The sequence below is a fragment of the Acidimicrobiia bacterium genome (genome assembly GCA_030584185.1).
GTDB lineage: Bacteria > Actinomycetota > Acidimicrobiia > Spongiisociales > UBA11373.
Genome location: CP129495.1, coordinates 1396786 through 1415827 on the forward strand (window position 1 = coordinate 1396786; position 19042 = coordinate 1415827).

Below are 19042 nucleotides of genomic sequence, written 5' to 3' on the forward strand. Positions count from 1 at the left end.
GCCCGGGTCAGGAGCCGGCCAGCGCCTCGAGGACCCCGTTGCTGGCCGGGCCGTTGCCGGCGCCCCTGATGGCGGTGACCGAGATCACGCCCTCGCGTGCGGCCTCGACGTCGGTTCCGTCCAGCCCGTCGGGGCCGGTGACCAGGTCCCCGTAGGCATGGGTGTATACGCCCGGGCTCTGCTCGGCGAACAGCCGGGCGTACCCGACCTCGGCCACGCGGGTGATGCGTCGCTCGGTCGCGTCGTCGGCGTCGTCGGGGATGCCGACGTTGAGCACCTCCCCGGGGACCATGTGGGGGAAGGCCTCGATGGCGATGCCGGCGGCGATGATGGAGACCCGCTCCCACACCGGCATGGCCTCCGGGGTGAGGATCCATCGCTTCCACTCGGCCCACGGCATTCCGCTCGACCCGGTGGAGAAGGCGATGGCCGGCACCCTGGCGATCCCCGCCTCCAGCGCCGCCCCTGCGGTTCCGCTGGACTGCAGGTAGGCGGCCCCGCAGTTGTATCCGATGTTCACTCCGGAGAGCACGAGTTCGGGCCGCTCCGGCAGGACTCCGTTGAGGCCCAACTGCACGCAGTCGGCCGGGTACCCGGTGCAGGCGAACACCGTGATGCCGTCCACGGTGCGCTCCGCGACGTGCACCGGGTCGAAGCGGGTGATCGCCTTGCCCACCCAGGAGCGCTCCCGGTCGGGGACGACCACCGCCACCTCGCCGATCCCGCTCAGGGCTCTGGCAAACGGGAGCAGGCCGGGGGCGTCGATGCCGTCGTCGTTGGTGAGGAGGATTCGCACGGATGCCACGCTACCGGGAACCGCTCCGGCGTCGGATATCGTCAAAGCGGCGACGTTCCACGGGAGGACCCTGACATGCGCCGGATCTCTACTCTGCTGGTTGCCATGGGGCTGCTGCTCGCCGCCTGTGGCGATGACGCCTCATCCACCACCACGACCGGCGGCACCATCTCTGCCGCAGGCTCCTCGTTCAACCCGCGCAACCTGACCTTCACCGCTCGCCTCACTCCGTTCGACGCCTGTGACGCCGTCCTCGCCCACTTCAAGGCCGAGGCGCTGGAGCGGGTCGGACCCTACGGGCTGAGCGGCGGTCCCATGTGGTACGGACCGGTGTTCGCCGAGGATGCCGCCCGGGAAGGAGCCGTGGAGACGACCGCGGCCGCCTCCCTGCCCACCGCAGGCGGCCAGGAGGGCGTCGACTACTCGGGCACCAACGTGCAGGTGGCCGGGGTGGACGAGCCGGACATCGTCAAGACCGACGGCACCCGGATCGTCTCCATCATCGACGGGGTGATCCGCTACGTGGACGTCTCCGGCGACACCCCGCGGCTCGTCGACGAGCTGACCCTCGAGTCGGGGTGGGGTCACCGCTTCTTCCTCAGCGGCGAGCGCGCCATCGTGTTCTCCGCCGGCGACCTGTGGGGGATCCCCATGTTCGCCGAAGACGCCGCTCGCATCGCACCCGGAGGATGGGGCCGTCCCGTGTCTGTGGTCCAGGAGATCGACATGAGCGACCCGTCCAACCTGCAGGTGGTGCGCACCGTCCGCCTCGACGGCACCTATCTGAGTGCCCGCAAGGTGGGCGACACGGTGCGGATGGTCCTCACCTCGTACCCGCACGACCTGCCGTTCGTGTATCCCTCCAACGAGTCGGCCGAGGACATCGCCCTCGAGGCCAACCGCAGGATCATCGAGCAGTCGACGATCGAGACCTGGCTCCCCGGCTACACCGCCTACGACGCCGACGGCCGGGAGACCGGCTCCGGCCTGGTGGTCGACTGCAACCGGATGAACCGCCCCGCCGAGTTCGCCGGGTTCGACACCCTGTCGATCACGACCCTGGACATGAACTCGTCGCTGCAGGTGGGCGGCGGGACCGGGGTCATAGCCGAGGGTCAGACCGTGTACGCCTCCACCGAGAGCCTGTACGTGGCCACCAACGTGTGGATTCCCGAGGACGCCTGGGAACGGTTCGGCACGGAGATGGATGACCTCGAGGAGACCTACCGGACCGCCATCCACAAGTTCGACATCGCCGGTGAGGGGCCGGCCGACTACCGGGCCAGCGGCTCGGTGGAGGGGCACCTGCTCAACCAGTTCGCCATGGACGAGCACGAGGGGTTCCTGCGGGTGGCCACCACCCTGGGCACGCCCTGGGGCAGCGACGACTCCGAGTCGCAGGTGGTGGTCCTGGGAGAACGCGACGGCGAGCTGGCCGCTGTCGGCTCCGTGGGGAACATGGGCGAGGGTGAGCAGATCTACTCGGTGCGTTTCATCGGCGACACCGGGTATGTGGTCACCTTCCGCCAGGTGGATCCGCTGTACGTGCTCGACCTGAGCGACCCTGAGAACCCGTCGGTGAGCGGCGAGCTGAAGATCCCCGGCTACTCGGCGTACCTGCATCCGCTGGGCGAGGGTCGCCTGCTCGGTGTTGGCCAGGACGCCGACTCGGAGGGCCGGGTGCGGGGCGCCAAGGTGTCGGTGTTCGACGTCTCCGACCCGGCCAACCCACGCGAGATCGACTCCTACTCGCTGAAGGACTCCTACACCGAGGCCGAGTGGGACCACCTGGCGTTCCTCTACTGGGAGCCGTCCGACATGGTGGTGCTTCCCCTGTCGGTGTGGGCCGACCAGTTCTTCGGGGCGCTGGTGCTCAAGACCGACGACGGGCTGCGCGAGTTCGGGCGGGTGAACCACCACCGGGACACCGCCGACATGCCCGAGTCCGATTGCGAGCAGGTGGAGGGTGCCGAGGGCTACCTGGGTGATGCCGTCATCCAGGTGTGCGGCGAGGACGACAAGGGCGGCTACCGGGGTCGATCGTGCGAGATCATCCCGCTCGAGGAGGCCCGTGGCTGGCTGGAGGAAGAGGCCGGTATCGATCTGAGCGGCCTGGGTGAGGATGAGCGCCTCGAGCTCTGCTGGCCCGACTACGAGAACCAGGACCCACAGATCGTGCGCTCGCTGGTGATCGGCGACACCCTGTGGACCCTGTCGTGGCGGAGCCTGCAGGCCAACGACCTGTCCACCCTCGAGGTGGAGACCACCATCTGGTTCAAGTAGGCGGTTCGTTCCCTCCCCCTTTGGGTGAGTAGCCCGGGGGGGAGTCCGGCGAAGCCGGGGGTGCCGGTGTTTCTTCCCCCCGCAGGGGGGAGTCCGGCGAAGCCGGGAGGGGGCAGAAGCAACACGGATCGTGGCCCGGTCTTGCTGTAGCACCGGTCGGGTGTTGCCCCCTCCGGCCCTTCCGGCCACCTCCCCGGGGGAGAGACCGCCGCCAGACCATGTGGGCGGCCACGCCACCGCTCACCCCATACACTCCTCAGGGTGTTCGCCCCGATCCGCAGCATGCTCGCCACCCGCCGGGGCGCCCCGGTGGCCCTGCTGGTGGCGGCGTCCTCGGTCTCCCTCCTCTTCGCCGCCACACCGTTCTTGATCCCCGAGGTGGCGGAGCGCTACGGGGTCGCCCTCGGCACCGCCGGGCTGATCTCGGCACTTCAGGTTGGAGGCTTTGCCGTGGTGACCTTCGTAGCCGGCAGGTGGTGGCGTGCCCGCCGGTCGCTCCTGGTGGTCGCCGCCGTGGTCGGGGGACTCGCCGACCTCGCCAGTGCCGCCGGCAGCCACTTCGGTCTGCTCCTGGTGCTGCGTTTCGTCGCCGGGGCCGCCGCCGGGGTGATGACCTGGCTGGCCTGGGCGGAGGCGATGCGTAGCGGACCGTCCATGCGCGACGTGGCCGCCGTCGGCCCCGTGTCGGCATTGCTGGCCGCACCGCTCCTCGGCTGGCTGGCGGCGTGGGGTGGCGACCGTGCGGTGTACCTGCTCCTCGGCGCCGCCACGCTGCCGGTGACCCTGCTGCCGGTGCGGATCCAGCCCAGCGAACGCCGCCGGGGCGCAGCCATGAGCCCGTCGCGGTCCAACCTGGTGCTCATCGCGGGGCTGGGGGTGCTCACGATGGCGGGATCCTCCCTGTTCGTATTCGTCGGAGCCCTCGCCGATCGGGAGATCGCCATGGAGGCGGTGGCCGTCTCCCTCGGATACAGCCTCAACGCCCTCACCGGTCTCATCGGGGCGCGCCGCCTCCCTCGCCCGGCGCGATCGTGGCCGTGGATGGTGGTGATCGTGGCCTCCGCCGGGACCCTGGTGGCGGTGCCCAACCCGGTGGTCTTCTACCTGAGCATGGCGGCCTGGGGTTTCGCCTTCTGGATGGCGGTGCCCGGGGTGCTCGGTGCCATCGCCGACTGGTCCTTGGTGGCCGACGAACGCACCGGCGATGCCCAGGCGGTGATGGCCCTGGGGCGGGCGGTGGGTCCGGCGGTGGGCGGAATCCTGGTTGGCGCGGGGCGGTTCGGCCCCTTGGGTGTGTTCGCCGCCCTCGGGATGGCGGTGGCTGCGGGAATGGTCGGTTTCGTGGAGCGCTACCGGACGGATAGGGCCGGTCCCGTCGGCTCGTCCGGCCTCACCGCTGCCTGAGCGCCGACCGCCTTGCCCTGTCCACCGTCTGGCGGGCGGCCTGGCGGGTCCGCAGGGCGGCACGGGCCGCCCGGGGGAACTCCCGCCCGAGGATGGTGAGACCTCCCAGGATCACCAGCGTCCCCGGCCCCGGGAGGGGCAGCAGCACGATGCCGAGAGCCACCGTCGACCCGCCGATCACAGCCACCGAGGCGCGCCTGGTCTGGCGCCGCAGGCGCCTGGAGAGGTTGGCCTGGGTGATGAGATCCTCGTCTTGATCCACGCCCGGTTCGACTCCGCGGGGGATGTGGTGGTTCCCGGAATCATTCCCGCAGAGCGGCCGCGAAGCGGGCCCCGACCTGACCGACGGGAAGGCATCCACCTCCCGGACGGTTGCAGCCTCCATGACCAGACCGTCCTTCGCCCTGGCTGCCCTTGCGCTGTTCGCCTCCGCCTGCACCGGCACGTCCGGCGAGGATCCCACCGTCACCACCAGTGAGGCGGCCACCACCATCCCGCAAGGCCCGGTGCTCGAGGGGCTTCCGCTCGGCTCGCTTCCCGAGGGCCCTTCCGCCCTGAGCGATCGCAACGCCCCCGAGTTCCCGCCGCCACTGGTCGATGTGTCGGACATCCGCTCCGGGGGCCCGCCTCCCGACGGGATTCCGCCCATCGACGATCCGCAGTTCATCTCGGTGAGCGAGGCTGACGCCTGGCTCGCCGACACCGAGGCGGTGGTGGTGATCGAGATCGACGGCGACGCCCGCGCCTACCCGGCACAGATACTGATCTGGCACGAGATCGTCAACGACGTGGTCGGCGGCGTGCCGGTGGCGGTGACCTACTGCCCGCTGTGCAACAGCGCCGTCGCCTATGGGTGGACCATCAACGGGGTGGTGACCACCTTCGGGACCTCGGGCAGCCTGTACAGCTCGGCCCTTGTCATGTACGACCGGGCAACCGAGAGCCTGTGGACCCATTACGACGGTACCGCCGTGGTGGGCATGCTCGCCGGGACCGTCCTGAAGGCGATCCCCTCGCCCCTGCTCTCCTGGGCCGAATTCAAGGCCACCTTCCCCGACGGCCTGGTGCTCGACCGTGACGCCACCGGGTTCACCCGCGACTACGGTCGCAACCCCTACGACGGGTACGACGACGTCGACAACCAGCCCTTCCTCTTCGACGGGACCGTGGACGACAGGGCGGCGGCGATGCGCCGTGTGGTGGGCGTCACCCTGGGCGAGGAATCGGTCGCCTGGGCTCTCGACGCGCTCGTCGCCGACTCGGCCAGCGCCACGAGTGCCGAAGTGGGCGGGGTCCCGATCGTGATCTTCTGGAAGGCGGGACAGTCCAGTGCCCTCGACGACGTCGCCATCTCGACGGGGCAGGATGTGGGTTCGGTCGGAGTGTTCGTCCGGGTGGTGGAGCGGACCGTCATGGAGTTCGAGGTGGGTGAGGACGGCGAATTCGTGGACGCCTCCACCGGGACGTCCTGGGACATCACCGGGCGCGCCGTCGCCGGCGCGCTCGAAGGCTCCCGCCTGGAGAGGGTCGTGCACCTGGACACCTTCTGGTTCGCCTGGTCCACCTACCGGCCGGGCACCCGGTTGGTAACGGATCGAACCCCGATCAGCGACTGAGGCGACCGGGCCGGAAGAAGGCGAGCAGTTGGGCGGCTGCGGCCCCCACCCCCGCCCCGACGATGGCGAGCCCGACTTCGCCGTCGAGGTCGTCGGCGATCTCCAGGGCGTGGTCGATCGACCACTCGCCCGGTCCGAGGAGGGCGATGGCGACCGCCGCCGCGGCGAGCACGAACACGTACTCCCATCCCTCATCTGGCCGAGCGGTGATCCAGAATCCGGCGTGACGGTGGACCGTCCAGAAGGCGACCGCCATCAGCGACACCAGGCCGGCGGCACCGAGGGAGGTGAGCAGCCCGAAGGCCAGCGACAGTCCGACGCCGATCTCGGCGAACGCCATGAAGAACCATTGGATGTTCGGGCTCTCGAACCCGATCGCTGCCGTCCAGGCGATCGTCTTCTGGCGGTTGCGAAGGTGCTTCACCCCGTGGGCGAGCAGCACCAGGCCGAGGGCCAGGCGCAGGATGAGAAGGGCCAGGTCGGGCATGCCGGTGTCCTTTCGGGGTGTTCCCGGAAACGCCGCGGCACCGCAAGATGTTCCGCTCGCCGCCGGCCTCAGGCGGCGCAGCAGGAGAGGGTGGCGACGTCCTTGCCGAACCCCTGGGCGGCGAGCTTGAGGGCCTCGGCAATGGTGAGGTAGGGGTGGAAGGTGGTGGCGATCTCGTCGATCGTCGCCCGGTACCTGAGCGCCATCACCGCCGCCTGGATGACATCGCCGGCGTCGTTTGCGATCACGTGGGCACCGAGCAGGTGGCCCGACGCCTCGTCGGCGACCAGCTTCACCAGGCCTTCGGTGTCCCCGTCGACGATCGCCCGCGGCACCACCGACATCGGCAGGATCGAGGTGATCACCCGCTTCCCCCCCTCCCGGGCCTGGGCCTCGGTGAGCCCCACCGATGCGACCTGCGGGGAGGTGAAGGTGACCCGGGGCATGGTGGTGAGGTCGATCTTGCGGGTGGTGCCCCGCAGGGCGTTCTCGGCGGCGACGTTCCCCGCCAGGGCGGCCACGTAGACGAACTGGGGGAGGTCGGTGACGTCACCTGCGGCGTAGATCCGTTCGTTGGTGGTGCGCAGGTCGGCGTCGACCACCACCTGGCCCCGCTGGTCGGTCTCCACCCCGGCGGCCTCGAGCCCGAGCCCGGCGGTGCGGGCCCGGCGCCCGGTGGCCATCAGGATACGGTCGGCCTCCAGGCGGACCGGGCCCTTCGGCGAAGACAGGTCCAGCCACGACCGCGACCCAGCCCTTCCGGCGGCGACGATCCGGGCGCCGATGTGGACGGTGGCGCCCTGCGCCTCGAGCCGCCGGGCGATCACCTCGGAGATCTCCGGCTCCTCGAAGGGGGCCACCCGGTCGAGGGCCTCGACGAAGGTGACCCGCGACCCGAGGTGGGTGAACAGCTGGCCCAGTTCGAGCCCGATGGCGTTGGCGCCGACCACGATCAGGCTGGCCGGGACCTCGTCGAGCTCCAGGGCCGTGGTGGAGGTGAGGTGGTCGACGGTGTCGAGCCCCTCGATGGGTGGAATCCACGGTGCGGCGCCGGTGGCGATCAGGAAGCGGAACCCCTTCACCAGGTGCCCGTCCACGGCGATGGTGTCGCCGTCGACGAAGGCGGCGGTCCCGCGGATCAGGTCGATCCCGTGATGGGGGAGCAGGTCCTGGTACTTGTCGGTTCGCATCTTCGCCACCAGGGCGTCCTTCTGCGCCACCATGGCCCGGAGGTCGACGCCCCCTGCCATGGTCTCGGCCCCGGCGAACGGCCCGTGCCCGGCCTTCCAGTAGGCCTCGGCGGCGCGCAGCATCGCCTTCGAGGGGACGCATCCCACGTTGACGCAGGTGCCGCCGATCTCGCTGCTCTCGACGATCGCCACGGTGGCTCCCAGGTCGCGTGCCTTGATGGCGGCGGCGAAGGAGGCCGACCCGGAGCCGATGATCACCAGGTCGTAGCCGGCGCCGGTGGCGTCCGGGGCGGGGTCGGGCGTCGGGGCGATGACCAGGCCGTACCCGACGGCGCTCACCTCCCTGGTGGCGGTCGACATCTCGAAGGCGGCGGTGGGGATGCCGGTGGCGGTTCCCCGCCGCCAGTCGACGGCGACGTCGCCGAGGCCGGCCCGGCCGAGGGCGTCGCCCACGGTGGTCTCGCACCCGTCACAGTGCATCCCCTCTACCTGGAGCTCGATCCGCTCGTTCATCTCGGCGCCTTCCGTTTCGTGACCGGTGGGTTCTCGCCTTCGACGATGTGGCACACGCAGGAGCCGGAGGGCCAGTCGTCGGCGAGGCGGTCGGCTTGCTCCTGCAGCCGGAGCAGCTCCTGGCGCAGCGCCTGGAGCTCGCCGATGCGGGTGTCGATCATCTCCGCCTCCCGGGCCATCGCATGGCGCACGACGGCGCATGGCGCCTCGCCCCGGACCCGAAGGGCGACGATCTCCTTGACGTCGTCGAGGGGGACGCCCAGCCGCCGTGCCCCCCGCACCAGGCGGAGGAGGGCGACGTCGTCGGCGTCGTACCGGCGGTACCCCGCTTCGGTGCGCGCAGGCCGCGGCAGGACTCCCTGCTTCTCGTAGAAGCGGATGGCGGATGGCTCCAGGCCGGCCGCAGCGGCGGCTTCACCGATCTTCACGGGGGTCCTTCCCTGCCTCTCGACAACACCGTAGACCTTGGAGTTACTCCAAGGTCAAGGAGTTTTCGGGATCCCGCGCAATGTCGCCTGACCATGAGGCGGCCGCCTGACGCACCTTCGGCCCGGGGTACTCCGCCGGGATGGTCGACCCGACGGCGGTTCCGAGCGCCTCGGCCGTGGCGCGCCGGGATGAATGCTGGTGGCGATCACCGCCGAGGTCAGGGTGTGTCGAGTTGGTCGACGTGTTCGGCCGTAGGTGATGCGGCGGCGAGGCCGGAGTCGACCGTGACGATCGGCGCCTCGATCCGATCGGCGAGTTCGACGTACAGGGCGTCGACGAGGCGGAGGTTGTGCCTCCGCTGCCAGGCGCCCGTCAGCAGCGGGGCGAGGGGGTGCCGCTCGAAGGGGGCGGCGGCGAGGCGTTCGATCCGTTCGGCCGCGTCGGCGGCCTCCAGGTGGCCGGATCGCTCCAGCCGGCCGAGCGCGGAGAGGACCTCGGCGTCGAAGTGGGCGGGTACGTGCAGCTCGTGTCCGCGAAGTCGAGCGTGGATGGCCTGCGCCCGCCCGCTTCCGAGGAGGATTTCGATCATCGCCGAGGCGTCGACGATGAGCCGCTCAGGCACGGCCCGCCAACTCCTCCTTGGCTGCGGACAAGGCGACGGCGACTGCGTCCCGATCGACGTCGAGTGGGGTGAGACCGGCGACGTCGTCGAGCCAGTCGTCGAGGCGACGAGCGGCGAGCGTCGAGCGGATCGCCTCCTGGGTGAGGCCGGAGAGGTTCAGGCCCGCCGCCTTCGCCTCAGCGGCGAGCTCGTCGGGCAGGTAGACGTTGACCCGCGACATGCGCATAACATACACACCCAACCCGGTATGGGGAAGCCCTTCGCTCTTGCGGCCGGCGGTTCCCCACCCCAGGCCGTCGACGGGTGCCGTCCCTCTACGAGGGCAGGAGGTCCTTCATCTGCTTGGTGATGAGGTGGGCGGCACGCCGGGGCGCCAGCCGGGTGAGCAGGTTCATCATCCGGGAGTCGCGCCCCACGAAGATGTGCAGGCGGCCCTTCTCGATCCCGTCGAGGATGATCCGGGCGGCGTCCTCGGCGGAGGTGGTGCGGTACTCCTTGCCCGAGTCCGCCGCCACCGGCACCTCGACCCCCGAGTTGGCGGTGATGTCGGTGGCGATCGCCCCCGGCAGGATCACCGAGACGCCCACCTCGGTGCCCAGCATCTCGGCGTACAGTCCCTCGCTGAGCAGCTTCACCCCGGCCTTGGCGGCCCCGTACACGGTCTGTCCCGGCACCGGGAGGAACCCGCCCATGCTGGACACGTTGGCGATGTGCGCCTCGGGCCGGGCGAGCAGGTGGGGGATGAAGGCCCGTGCCATGTGGATCGTCCCGTACAGGTTGACGTCGATCACCCGGTCGATGGTGGCCCGGTCGAGGTCCTTGAGCCGCACGAACGGCTGGATGATCCCGGCGTTGGAGATGTAGCCGTCGACGGTTCCGAGGGCGGCGATCACCTTGTCGGGGAGCCCGGCCACGGCGCCGGCGTCGGTGACGTCGACCACGAAGGTGGCGAGGCGGGTTCCGGCGCCGGCGAGGGAGGCGGTCTCCTCCAGGTTCTCGGAGCGGATGTCCACCGCCGCCACCTTGGCCCCCCGGGCGAGCAGGGCGAGCACCAGCTGCCGGCCGATGCCACTGCCGCCGCCGGTGACCACGATCACCTTGCCGTCGAAGTTCATGAGGAGCCTCCTTCTTCGGGACGATTCAACCGTATCGAATCAGGAGCGGCAGGGGCAGTGCCGGGCGTCCCGAGCGACGGGGTCCTTTGGCACCGGGGGTCTCGGCCCGTCCTGACCCCAGGTGAGGCGGTTTCCGACGGTGCCACCCCTTATCATCGGGATCGCATCTAGAGCGGCCCGCATCCGGCGGGCCCGGCAACCTGGGACGGACACCCAAGGTGCCTTCGCCGTCAGGCGGATGTGGCCCGAGAGGGCAACCAAGGTCCGTGTCGCCGCCACCCGACCGGGCGTGAGGCGCCGGTGTCCGTCCCGCGAGAGGAGCGGACATGCCATCGACCTCACAGAGAACCCACCACGTGGGCGGAATGAGCTACACCGGCGGTCACGCCCCGCACTTCATCCCGGCGACCAAGCATCACCGCGACCCGGGCCGGTACCCGGTGCGGCTGGTGGCGATCGAGGGCCGCTGGATACTGGCGGCAACGGCGAATGGCGCACACGAGTGGATGTGGTCGGCACTGGCATCGGAGGCGGCAGAGGAGATCGACGCCAGGTGCGGTGGCCTCGAGGGGCTCCCCGAGTCGTACCGGGCACCCTCCTGGAAGGTGCTCTACGTGCCGATGGGTTCCGGTTGCGCCATCGTGGTCATGGTCACCGACGAGCCCGCCTACTGCCTCGACTGCCCTCCGCGGTGGCGGGCCGCCGATCGCGCCGTGCGTGCCTCGACCGTGCTCCCGGCGCGTCGCCGCCTGGAGAGGTAGCCTCGCCGTGACCGCGGCTTCCCCGGGGGGTGTCGATGTCGACCGACCTGCTGCAGCAGACCTACACCACCATCCTCGACCACATGGTGACCCACCGTCGTGCCCCCCACTACACCGAGCTGGCCGAGGTGCTGGGGGTGCCGATAGAGGAGGCCCGCATCCTGCAGCGGGAGGCGGCGGAGGCGGCCCCGGCGGCCACCTGCTGGATGAGCCACGACACCGACTACGTGGAGGCGTGGGGCCCGTTCTCCAACGTGCCCACCCACGTGCGCATCTCCATCGACGGGGACCACGGCTGGTTCGGGTTGTGAGGGATGGAGTCGCTGGCGGTGCGCTGGCTGGTCCCGGGCAAGGAGGTGGTGGCCGAGATGCCCTGCCTCGACTGCGGCGAGCAGATCCGGGTGGTGATGGGCGACGGCGGGGTGCGGGTAGACCCGGAGACGGTGGTGGGGTATCAGATCTCGCCGTTCGTGCAGTGGCGGGAGGGTTCCGGGGCGTTCAACTGAAGCCGCATGAACCTCTTCCGGTCGGAAGAGCACGTCAGGAGATGGGAGCTGTACTCGCAGGCCAGCGAGGACTACATACTGCCGGTTGCCACCTGGGCGGAGATCTTCAGCGGCCCGCTGTTCACCCAACGCCTGGCACCCGATTACCTGGAGCGGGGCGAGGAGTACGTGGAGGCGTACCACGACGCCCTGCGTGAAGCGGGGAAGGCCAGCCCCTACTGGCAGTACCCGCTGATCGCGGCGATGGACGAGGTGCGGCTCTCCCGGTATCAGGTGGTCGGCGCCTACACGCGGTACGAGACCCGGGTGCTCAACGACCTGAAGGACGCCCGGGTGCGGATCGTCGCCGGGTTGGAGGAGCGCTCCGGGCGGCGGGAGAACCATCTGGTGTGGGCGGCGCCGGGGAGCGGCAAGACCTTCTTCGTGGAGCAGGTCGCCGCCGGGATGGGGGGTGCGGTCCGCTACGTGGAGCTGAACCTGGCTCGCCTGGACGAGGAGGGATTCCGGGCCGGGCTGGAGGGGCTGGCCGGGTTGGAGCCGCCGGTGCTGTGCCTGATCGACGAGGCCGACGCCCACGCCGGCGAGCCCTGGCCGTACGAGGTGCTGATGCCGCACCTGGATGTGAACCTTGGGGGTGGCCATGTGGCGTTCGTGCTCGCCGGGTCTTCGGGGTTCAGCCTGGAGGGGATGAAGCAGCGGATCGGGGGGCGTCCCAAGGGGAGCGACGTGCTGAGCCGGATCCCGGTGGTCAACCAGTTCGTGATCCCGGCGATGTCGTTCGGGGATCGGGTGCTGATCACGCTGCGCCAGTTCGTGGAGGCGGGGAGGCGCCTGGGTCATGAGATCGGCCAGGTGGAGAAGCTGGGGCTGTACTACGTGGCGGTGAACGGGCGGCTGGCCAACGCCAGGCAGCTGCAGGAGTTCGCGGCTCGCAGCGTGGAGCGGATCCCGAGGGGGGACGACCGCATCAAGTACGACCACCTCTTCGTGCCCGGCGACCCGGAGAACAAGCGGTTCTGGATGGAGGTCGGCGGCGTAGCCCGTGATCTGGTGAACTCCTTCGTGACCATCGAGGGGTGAGGGGGGGTGCGGCGGAAGCGGATGCGACACCCTTTTCACGTGTTCGCGGTTGGCCGTCCGCCGTGGTCCGGCCGACTCGCCAGGGGTGCTCGCTCGGGTGTGACGTACGCTGGGGTCACCTGACGTCGTGGCAGACCGGCGCCGTTCGTTCCGAAGTGCTGAGAGCACGAGTGTGGGAGGTCGAGCATGAGGATCACGATTCTCGGGTGGGGCTCTCTTGTTTGGAATCCAGGCAGTTTGCCCATAGACGGACCCTGGCAGGGGACCGGCCCGGTGCTTCCCCTCGAGTTCTCCAGGGTTTCCCGCGATGGCAGGCTCACACTCGTGATCGACCGGGAGCATGGTGATCCATGCCAGACCTACTCCGTCCTGAGCCAGCAGGTCCATCTTGGCGACGCGATCGGGGACCTTTGCCGGCGAGAGGAGACCGAGGAGTCGCGGATCGGCTTTGTCGACCTGGAGAGTGGCGACTGCCGCGGACGGGATGACCTTGCAGTGAAGGCCATCAAGGCGTGGGCCGAGGCCGGCGACATCGACGGGGTCGTCTGGACCGACCTCGAACCGAACTTCGAGATGAAGAGCGGTGCAGCCTTCAGCGTCACTTCGGCTATTCGTTACATCGACGGGCTCCCCGCGACGAACAGGGCGAAGGCCATCGAGTACATCGCTAGGGCACCGGCGAATGTATCCACACCGTTCCGGCGCGCGTGGGCGATCGATGCCTAGAAGCGAAGCCCTCGGAATCGTGGACGGCGTACGCGACGTCATCGGCCCAGTCCATGGCTGCACCGGCCTGACTTGCCTTCACATGTTCCGGAGCAAGCTAGAGAATGCCTCCCTCTCAGCGGCAAGGTCGACGTGGCGGTTGCCAAGGGTATTGAAGAACTCAGATTGTTGCCATGTGATCAGACTTCGGTACCGGGCTGAGAAAACGCCGAGCTCTGAGATCTCGTATCTATTGGTGAAATCCATGAGGGTGTACCCCGCGAGCTGCAGGACCGTCTGCTTGTCGAGGGTTGGCCTATGCATCCCGTCCTTTCCCTTGCGGCCAAGCGATGTCTTCACCTCAAGGAGTAACCCTGCTGCGATCAGATCGGCATCGCCGGACAGGAAGTGTGACCCATCGAAAGTAGGCCCAAGATCCCATCGCCCTTTCCGTCGTGCCAGGGTAGGGAGTAGCACCGATTCGGTCACCGCCCGAAGTTCGTCCAACTGCGTGATTGCGGCGTCAGGCGCCAAGCCGAGTAGCGTCTCGCCTCGGACCCCGCGAGAACTGGGATAGCGTAGGGGCGATCCGGGCTTTACTCCTACCCGGACCACCTCGGTGAAAAGGGCGAGCACCCAGCATCCCCTTGCAAGAACATCGTGGTCCAGCGACGATCCTCGCACTGGCCCCTGGAAGCTGGCAGTGCCACCCCTACCGAAACCCAGTGACGCCGTAAGCTCGCTGAATGCACCCCGTAATCCAGGAAGTCGAGAGAGCATCGCGCCCTGGACGGCGAGGCGTAGGTCAGGTTCAGGGTGTACCAGGAAGCGGACCATCCAGTCGAATGCTCCGCCGAGTGTTCCGAGGTTGAGGTCACCATCACACTTTCGGACAATCAGGGGTCCGACTTGATCCCTATAGGCTTGTTGAAGGTCGCCCACATTCGGAAAGCGATGATCCATGAAGTGACGTACCGGAGAGTTCAGATCCTTCAATGCCGACGTAAGAGATGGCCAGGTATTCCTCATGCGAATACCCAAACGGCCGGTTTCCGTGCCGTGGTCGTTCGACCAGGGAGAAAAGTCAAGGCTCGTGGTGTTGCGGAGGCGTGGCGTCTACTGGAGTCCTCGTGACGCAGGAGTAACACACAGCTACTGGACAGCGTCCTCACTTACGTCTCTCGTCATGACGTAGAAGAGTTGTTGACTCTTGAGTCAACCCCAGCCATGTGAAGCGGATCCTAGCAATCATCGTGTATCCTCCGGGGGTTATCGATGACTGTTGCGCAGCGGCGGTAGGCTCACGTTGTCTAGTAATCTGGTGATTGTCGGGTTGTTGAATCCTGGCAAGTACGATGATGGCGAGTAGGTGTCTGGCATCTCAGACAGAGGCAATGTGGCCCACTACCTCAACGGTACGGACAGATAAGTGTCATTGCAGTCCAGTATTGGACGGCAGCAATCACGGCCATCGAATCGCGTGTCCAACCGGCGGCTTCTGCTGCTGCCCGCGCTTGAGAATCGGACCGATCCCATGCCGCCAATGCCGACGAAACGAAATCCGATTCGGAAAGAGGACTGAGACTGTGAGAGTCACACATGAGGTATGCGCTAGCGACGAGGCCCGCTCTGTCGAACTGGGCAATGGGGAGACCCAACGACTGCGCTTCGTCGACGACAATCTGATAGAGCTGTGCCTCACGCTGGGCCTGACCCATCGGTTTGAGGGTGCCCGTATCCAGGGTTTGGCCAGAGTCCTGGCCTGAGCATGCCGGAGCCGTCAGTCCAAGCAATAGGGCAGCAGTCGAGACTGCGAGAGGTAGTCGACCCATGCAGTCAGTGTAGAAGAGCGGCTGGGAGTCGATCGTCTTGGGGGACGACCGGATCAAGTACGACCACCTCTTCGTGCCCGGCGACCCGGAGAACAAGCGGTTCTGGATGGAGGTCGGCGGCGTCGCCCGTGACCTGGCGAACTCCTTCGTGACCATCGAGGGGTGAGGGGGGGCCCGGGTCACGGCCAAGGGTGTCGGGCTCAACCCGCGTCCGCTGGGCTGCACTTCGTCTATCACCCCACATTGGGGCGATCACAGGTCTATTCGTCTTCGTTCTGGGGTTCGGACTCGGACACGAGACGTTGGGGCGTGGGTGGCTGCCACTCTCGAATCTCTTGGACGACCGTGTCGTAGAAGGTATCGATTAGCCCGAGTACCGATTCGATGAAGGAGCTTTTCCGGCCTGACTTGCGTCCTGAACCCATCGGCGTTCTGGCCACCACCCGAAAGCGACATGGGTCGCGGCGGAGGTCATCGAGGAGTGCTCGCTTGTCTTCGATGATCTCACCAAGTGGGGCTACGGCCGGGGTCTTCACGTTCTTCGGGTAGCTCTCCACCAAGAGATCGGGTGAAGCACCCCCCACCTGGTTCAGGAGCCATGTGACCCGCGCGCGAGCACCGCGATCCTGGGGTGCCCGTACGCTGATCGCGGCGGTGAGCTGGCCCGCTCTGAGGTCCGCCTCCAGCTCCAGATCCCCCGCCGTCTTGGGGATGCGAAGGGTGGCGTCGAGGACTCCGCGTTCGCACAGAGCTGACTTGAGGGCGCGGGACCGGTTCTTACGTTCATCGCCAGCCAGTACGAGTCGCACGTCCTCGCCGACCGCCGAAGAAAGCCTGAGCGCCGCAAACCCGATGAGTCGCTCCCAGGCGGTGACGACTTCTTCAGTCCCCAGGGATCGAGAGTTGAGGGTCTTCGTGGCCGCTGCCTCGCGCACAGCGACCCAGTGTGGGCCCATGTCGTCGAAGGTGAGCGCTCCAGAGTTGGGGTGCTCCAGGTAACGGATCAGCTCATTGAGCAGCCATGACTGTTCGGGATCGTCGATCGGTGTGTGGTCCTTGATCCTCCGGGCTGTGAGGAGAACCTCCGACCAGGAGAGGTGGTGCACCCTGACGGGTGACTTGGCAGTGACTTTGAGACCTGGGGTGGGGTGGCTGCCGTGTTCCGCGGGGATCTCATTCGAGATGGTGATCACAGCGTTCATCCGTTCGGTCCGAGCAATGTCCCAGTAGCGGTTGATCTGGTCGGCGTCGAGGGTGCCCGACCCCGTCTTCACTTCGACCAGGGCCCTCCACTGGGTCTTGCCATATGTGACCACGATCAAGCCATCCGGCCGATCCCTCTTCGAAGCGCCACCGAAGTACACCTCAGTGAACGCCTCGACTCTCGAGCGCTTCGCGCCTGGCGCGCCCATGGGACCCAGTAACGCGGTCGCGAGATCGTTGACGATCGACAGAACGGCGAGGGTGGCGGAGGTTGCCCTCTGCTCCGCTTCAACCTCACTACCGATCCCCGTAACCGGGATGATCCGGGCCACCTTCATCGCCGGAGCTGAACGCCGAGTCATCGATTGTCCGCCCTCTGGGCGCCCATCTGTGCCAAGTGTCGGGTTTCTCTGGCAGAGAGGGGTTTGCCATTCGCGAACGCGGCGTGTCCTGAGTCCCCGGCCAGCGGAATCTTGAAAAGGATCGGCTCTTCTCCACAACGGAGGGGGTCACCGTCGCTACCTGAGCAGGTGCGCATGGCTACGAAGGTAGCAAATTGACACTGGAGCGGTGCGATACCCGACCCGTCACCCGTCTCCGTGGAAACAGTGCAGTGGTCGCGACGGCAGTCCAGCCCACTCTCGCGGCGGTCTCTGCCGCTGCGGCGACCTCCCCGGCCACGGGCCGCTGCCCCTGCGCCGTGATTCGTCGCTCGAGTGGCGGGTGGGACGAGTGCTCAGTGAGGGTCAGGCGTTTGTGGGTGGCGTTCGGCCGTCGCCAGCGCTGTGGGCGACGTCACGGTGATCTCCGCCCGACCGTCGAGGGCGTGGAGGATCTCGGCGAGGGTGCGCAGGGTCATGTTGCGGTCGCCGTTGAGTACCTGCGACACATGCCCCCGCGTGCGACCGAGCCGATCCGCCAGCACGGCGCGCGTGACTCCCTGCTCCTCCATGATGCCGAGGATCATCTCGGTGGTGGCGAGGATCAACCGCTCGGCCTCGAAGGCGGGTGTGGTGGCACCGAGAAGACTTGGGAGCGACCTCATGACGATGCCTTGTAGGTGCTCATGATCAGACGGGCTGCGTTGACGTGCTCGGGTCGATGGGCACGGCGCTTCTTGGTGACACCGCTCAGCAGGGCCACGGTGCGCTGGGTGCCGGGTGTGGTTCCGTAGCACCAGAAGAGACGAGTGTCGCCGGACTTCATCTCGAACAGCCCGTCACCGAGCGGCCGGATCCGCTGGGTGTTGCGGATCCCCTGGGGCCCCACCTGGGCCACCCGGTGGAGCAGCGCCTGGACCTTGGCGAACTCCTCCGGGCGGCGTCGTGCCAGGTCGAGCGGGTACGCCTCCGCCCGGTAGCGACCGGCGGTGTCGGGTGCGATCACGATCCGTGCTCCTGGTCCTTCGAGGATCACCCGGTCTGGCGGCATGGTACCCGGTTTAGGTAGATATATACGAGTCCGCCGCGCCGCGGCCATCGTCTCGCAACGGACAGCCGGGGACCAGCCCCTCGCCACAGGGCCGCCGGGCGCCCACGATGGTCACATCGCCCGGATCCGACCCGCCGCGGGCCCCGGACCGAGCCGACCCGGAAACGCCCTCGCTCACCCGCCGGCGTACTTCACGGTCACCGTGGTGCCCGACTCGGTGCGGGATTCGGTGACGGTCGTCGATCCCATGGTCCCGGTCTGGCTGGTCGCCTCGACGAGGAACTCCCGGCCGGCCTCGGTGCCGCCGACCTCCGAGATCGTGATGGGTCCGATGGGTCGGCCCACGCGCCTCCTCGGGTCCAGGTCCAGGCGGGGGCGGACCTCGATTGGCCGCTGGCCCGACCTCGGGCTCACCAGCCTCTTGGCTTGCGAATCGGATGGCCAGTTCGATCCAGTACCGGGTCGGGAAACTGTGACTGCAGGATCGAATTGACCCGGATGGGCATCGAGCATGCCGGGTGGACGTTCTCGAGCGCCCCTGCAATCGACTTGGATGGGTGGGCGATGATGATGTCCATGTTGAGTTCGTGCTGGACGAGACGGATCGGTTCCGCGAGGTCGGAGTCGTTGGTGATCACGAGTGCTCGGTCGTACTTGCAGCGTGCACCGTCGAGAACGAGGTGTGCGGCGAGGTTCACGTCGGAACCCTTCTCCTCAGGAATCCAGACCCTGACGAAGGTGGTGCCGTCATCGAGCGGATCGACGAGCTTCCGCCTTCTGGCACCGATCCGGAACGACCCTTCGATGATGTCGAGATGGGGGATGGTCCTGAGTGCCTGGAGGTACACGTCCTGCCGCTGATGAGCGCCTGATCCGTCGAAGTCGCGCACCCGGGCCGTGAAGTACTTGATCTTCGCGATCGTGGTGCCAGGTAGCAGCCGAGCCGACAACGCCACGGGGTCGAGCCATCGGCGATTCGCCTTCCCGCGAAGCAGGCCGTAGTAGAGGTTGAAGCCGTCGATGTAGACGGAAGTCGCCATCCCGCAAAGGTAAGTGCAGGGTCATCCCT

23 protein-coding genes and 1 riboswitch are annotated in these 19042 nt (G+C 67.9%); of the genes, 9 read left to right on the plus strand and 14 right to left on the minus strand.

The features are described from left to right. Nucleotides 1–7: 7 nt before the first annotated feature. A complete protein-coding gene (surE, locus tag QY307_07175) occupies nt 8–805 on the minus strand; it encodes a 5'/3'-nucleotidase SurE (protein WKZ81878.1) in 798 nt (265 codons plus the stop codon). A 66-nt stretch (nt 806–871) separates the two neighbouring features. On the opposite strand from surE, the gene QY307_07180 reads away from it, so the two are divergent. Beyond that, nucleotides 872–3079: a beta-propeller domain-containing protein gene (locus tag QY307_07180; GenBank protein WKZ81879.1), complete on the plus strand. Its 2208-nt coding sequence runs from the start codon at nt 872–874 to the stop codon at nt 3077–3079. Nucleotides 3080–3340: 261 nt separating this feature from the next. After that, the gene (locus tag QY307_07185) at nt 3341–4483 is read left to right on the plus strand and encodes a hypothetical protein (protein WKZ81880.1); all 1143 of its coding nucleotides are present in this window, start codon (nt 3341–3343) and stop codon (nt 4481–4483) included. Here QY307_07185 and QY307_07190 read toward each other — a convergent pair. After that, nucleotides 4470–4745, minus strand: coding sequence for a PGPGW domain-containing protein (locus QY307_07190; GenBank protein WKZ81881.1), 276 nt, complete (start codon nt 4743–4745; stop codon nt 4470–4472). The genes QY307_07185 and QY307_07190 overlap by 14 nt on opposite strands. A 121-nt stretch (nt 4746–4866) precedes the next feature. Between QY307_07190 and QY307_07195 the strand changes: the two genes are divergently transcribed. Further along, nucleotides 4867–6099: a DUF3179 domain-containing protein gene (locus QY307_07195; GenBank protein WKZ81882.1), complete on the plus strand. Its 1233-nt coding sequence runs from the start codon at nt 4867–4869 to the stop codon at nt 6097–6099. Here the strand turns inward: QY307_07195 and QY307_07200 are convergent. The 6 genes from QY307_07200 to QY307_07225 all read right to left on the minus strand — a co-directional run bounded on the left by QY307_07200 (nt 6089) and on the right by QY307_07225 (nt 10455). Continuing rightward, entirely contained in the window at nt 6089–6586 is a 498-nt protein-coding gene (locus QY307_07200) for a DoxX family protein (protein WKZ81883.1), read from the minus strand. The genes QY307_07195 and QY307_07200 overlap by 11 nt on opposite strands. 68 nt (nt 6587–6654) lie before the next feature. Next, nucleotides 6655–8289, minus strand: a complete 1635-nt coding sequence (gene merA, locus QY307_07205) for a mercury(II) reductase (GenBank protein WKZ81884.1) — start codon at nt 8287–8289, stop codon at nt 6655–6657. After that, entirely contained in the window at nt 8286–8717 is a 432-nt protein-coding gene (locus tag QY307_07210) for a MerR family transcriptional regulator (GenBank protein ID WKZ81885.1), read from the minus strand. The genes merA and QY307_07210 overlap by 4 nt, the downstream gene beginning before the upstream one ends. A gap of 218 nt (nt 8718–8935) precedes the next feature. Continuing rightward, nucleotides 8936–9307, minus strand: coding sequence for a type II toxin-antitoxin system VapC family toxin (locus tag QY307_07215; protein ID WKZ83776.1), 372 nt, complete (start codon nt 9305–9307; stop codon nt 8936–8938). Nucleotides 9308–9332: 25 nt separating this feature from the next. After that, nucleotides 9333–9560, minus strand: coding sequence for a type II toxin-antitoxin system CcdA family antitoxin (locus QY307_07220; GenBank protein ID WKZ81886.1), 228 nt, complete (start codon nt 9558–9560; stop codon nt 9333–9335). Between the two features lie 94 nt (nt 9561–9654). Then, entirely contained in the window at nt 9655–10455 is an 801-nt protein-coding gene (locus QY307_07225) for an SDR family oxidoreductase (protein WKZ81887.1), read from the minus strand. 158 nt (nt 10456–10613) lie between these two features. After that, nucleotides 10614–10726, plus strand: a riboswitch (SAM-I-IV-variant riboswitch). Nucleotides 10727–10781: 55 nt separating this feature from the next. Here QY307_07225 and QY307_07230 point away from each other — a divergent pair. From QY307_07230 to QY307_07250, 5 genes are all read left to right on the plus strand, one after another. Then, nucleotides 10782–11216 (plus strand): hypothetical protein, encoded by a 435-nt coding sequence (locus QY307_07230; GenBank protein ID WKZ81888.1) that lies wholly within the window; start codon nt 10782–10784, stop codon nt 11214–11216. 35 nt (nt 11217–11251) lie between these two features. Next, nucleotides 11252–11527, plus strand: coding sequence for a hypothetical protein (locus QY307_07235; GenBank protein ID WKZ81889.1), 276 nt, complete (start codon nt 11252–11254; stop codon nt 11525–11527). A gap of 3 nt (nt 11528–11530) precedes the next feature. After that, complete coding sequence (locus QY307_07240) at nt 11531–11722, plus strand: hypothetical protein (GenBank protein WKZ81890.1); 192 nt, start codon at nt 11531–11533, stop codon at nt 11720–11722. 6 nt (nt 11723–11728) lie between these two features. Next, entirely contained in the window at nt 11729–12802 is a 1074-nt protein-coding gene (locus QY307_07245) for a hypothetical protein (protein WKZ81891.1), read from the plus strand. A gap of 186 nt (nt 12803–12988) precedes the next feature. Continuing rightward, nucleotides 12989–13528, plus strand: coding sequence for a hypothetical protein (locus QY307_07250; protein ID WKZ81892.1), 540 nt, complete (start codon nt 12989–12991; stop codon nt 13526–13528). A 78-nt stretch (nt 13529–13606) separates the two neighbouring features. Here QY307_07250 and QY307_07255 read toward each other — a convergent pair whose 3' ends face one another. Continuing rightward, entirely contained in the window at nt 13607–14041 is a 435-nt protein-coding gene (locus QY307_07255; protein ID WKZ81893.1) for a hypothetical protein, read from the minus strand. 1335 nt (nt 14042–15376) lie between these two features. On the opposite strand from QY307_07255, the gene QY307_07260 reads away from it, so the two are divergent. Continuing rightward, complete coding sequence (locus tag QY307_07260; GenBank protein WKZ81894.1) at nt 15377–15505, plus strand: hypothetical protein; 129 nt, start codon at nt 15377–15379, stop codon at nt 15503–15505. Between the two features lie 94 nt (nt 15506–15599). Here the strand turns inward: QY307_07260 and QY307_07265 are convergent, their stop codons facing one another. The 5 genes from QY307_07265 to QY307_07285 all read right to left on the minus strand — a co-directional run bounded on the left by QY307_07265 (nt 15600) and on the right by QY307_07285 (nt 19013). Next, nucleotides 15600–16880 (minus strand): hypothetical protein, encoded by a 1281-nt coding sequence (locus QY307_07265; GenBank protein WKZ81895.1) that lies wholly within the window; start codon nt 16878–16880, stop codon nt 15600–15602. A gap of 398 nt (nt 16881–17278) precedes the next feature. After that, nucleotides 17279–17587, minus strand: coding sequence for a helix-turn-helix transcriptional regulator (locus tag QY307_07270; protein WKZ81896.1), 309 nt, complete (start codon nt 17585–17587; stop codon nt 17279–17281). Continuing rightward, a complete protein-coding gene (locus QY307_07275; protein ID WKZ81897.1) occupies nt 17584–17928 on the minus strand; it encodes a hypothetical protein in 345 nt (114 codons plus the stop codon). Before QY307_07275 ends, QY307_07270 begins: the two co-directional genes overlap by 4 nt. Nucleotides 17929–18147: 219 nt before the next feature. Further along, nucleotides 18148–18318 (minus strand): hypothetical protein, encoded by a 171-nt coding sequence (locus tag QY307_07280; GenBank protein ID WKZ81898.1) that lies wholly within the window; start codon nt 18316–18318, stop codon nt 18148–18150. 65 nt (nt 18319–18383) lie between these two features. Further along, on the minus strand, nt 18384–19013 hold the full coding sequence (locus QY307_07285; protein WKZ81899.1) for an NYN domain-containing protein: 630 nt from the start codon (nt 19011–19013) through the stop codon (nt 18384–18386). Nucleotides 19014–19042: the final 29 nt, after the last annotated feature.

Excerpts from the sequence above, each read along its gene's own strand:
- QY307_07180 (WKZ81879.1), top strand. The coding sequence starts at position 872 with ATGCGCCGGATCTCTACTCTGCTGGTTGCCATGGGGCTGCTGCTCGCC.
- QY307_07195 (WKZ81882.1), top strand. The coding sequence starts at position 4,867 with ATGACCAGACCGTCCTTCGCCCTGGCTGCCCTTGCGCTGTTCGCCTCC.
- QY307_07200 (WKZ81883.1), bottom strand. The coding sequence starts at position 6,586 with ATGCCCGACCTGGCCCTTCTCATCCTGCGCCTGGCCCTCGGCCTGGTG.
- merA (WKZ81884.1), bottom strand. The coding sequence starts at position 8,289 with ATGAACGAGCGGATCGAGCTCCAGGTAGAGGGGATGCACTGTGACGGG.
- QY307_07215 (WKZ83776.1), bottom strand. The coding sequence starts at position 9,307 with ATGATCGAAATCCTCCTCGGAAGCGGGCGGGCGCAGGCCATCCACGCT.
- QY307_07220 (WKZ81886.1), bottom strand. The coding sequence starts at position 9,560 with ATGTCGCGGGTCAACGTCTACCTGCCCGACGAGCTCGCCGCTGAGGCG.
- QY307_07225 (WKZ81887.1), bottom strand. The coding sequence starts at position 10,455 with ATGAACTTCGACGGCAAGGTGATCGTGGTCACCGGCGGCGGCAGTGGC.
- QY307_07230 (WKZ81888.1), top strand. The coding sequence starts at position 10,782 with ATGCCATCGACCTCACAGAGAACCCACCACGTGGGCGGAATGAGCTAC.
- QY307_07235 (WKZ81889.1), top strand. The coding sequence starts at position 11,252 with ATGTCGACCGACCTGCTGCAGCAGACCTACACCACCATCCTCGACCAC.
- QY307_07240 (WKZ81890.1), top strand. The coding sequence starts at position 11,531 with ATGGAGTCGCTGGCGGTGCGCTGGCTGGTCCCGGGCAAGGAGGTGGTG.
- QY307_07245 (WKZ81891.1), top strand. The coding sequence starts at position 11,729 with ATGAACCTCTTCCGGTCGGAAGAGCACGTCAGGAGATGGGAGCTGTAC.
- QY307_07250 (WKZ81892.1), top strand. The coding sequence starts at position 12,989 with ATGAGGATCACGATTCTCGGGTGGGGCTCTCTTGTTTGGAATCCAGGC.
- QY307_07265 (WKZ81895.1), bottom strand. The coding sequence starts at position 16,880 with ATGAAGGTGGCCCGGATCATCCCGGTTACGGGGATCGGTAGTGAGGTT.
- QY307_07270 (WKZ81896.1), bottom strand. The coding sequence starts at position 17,587 with ATGAGGTCGCTCCCAAGTCTTCTCGGTGCCACCACACCCGCCTTCGAG.
- QY307_07285 (WKZ81899.1), bottom strand. The coding sequence starts at position 19,013 with ATGGCGACTTCCGTCTACATCGACGGCTTCAACCTCTACTACGGCCTG.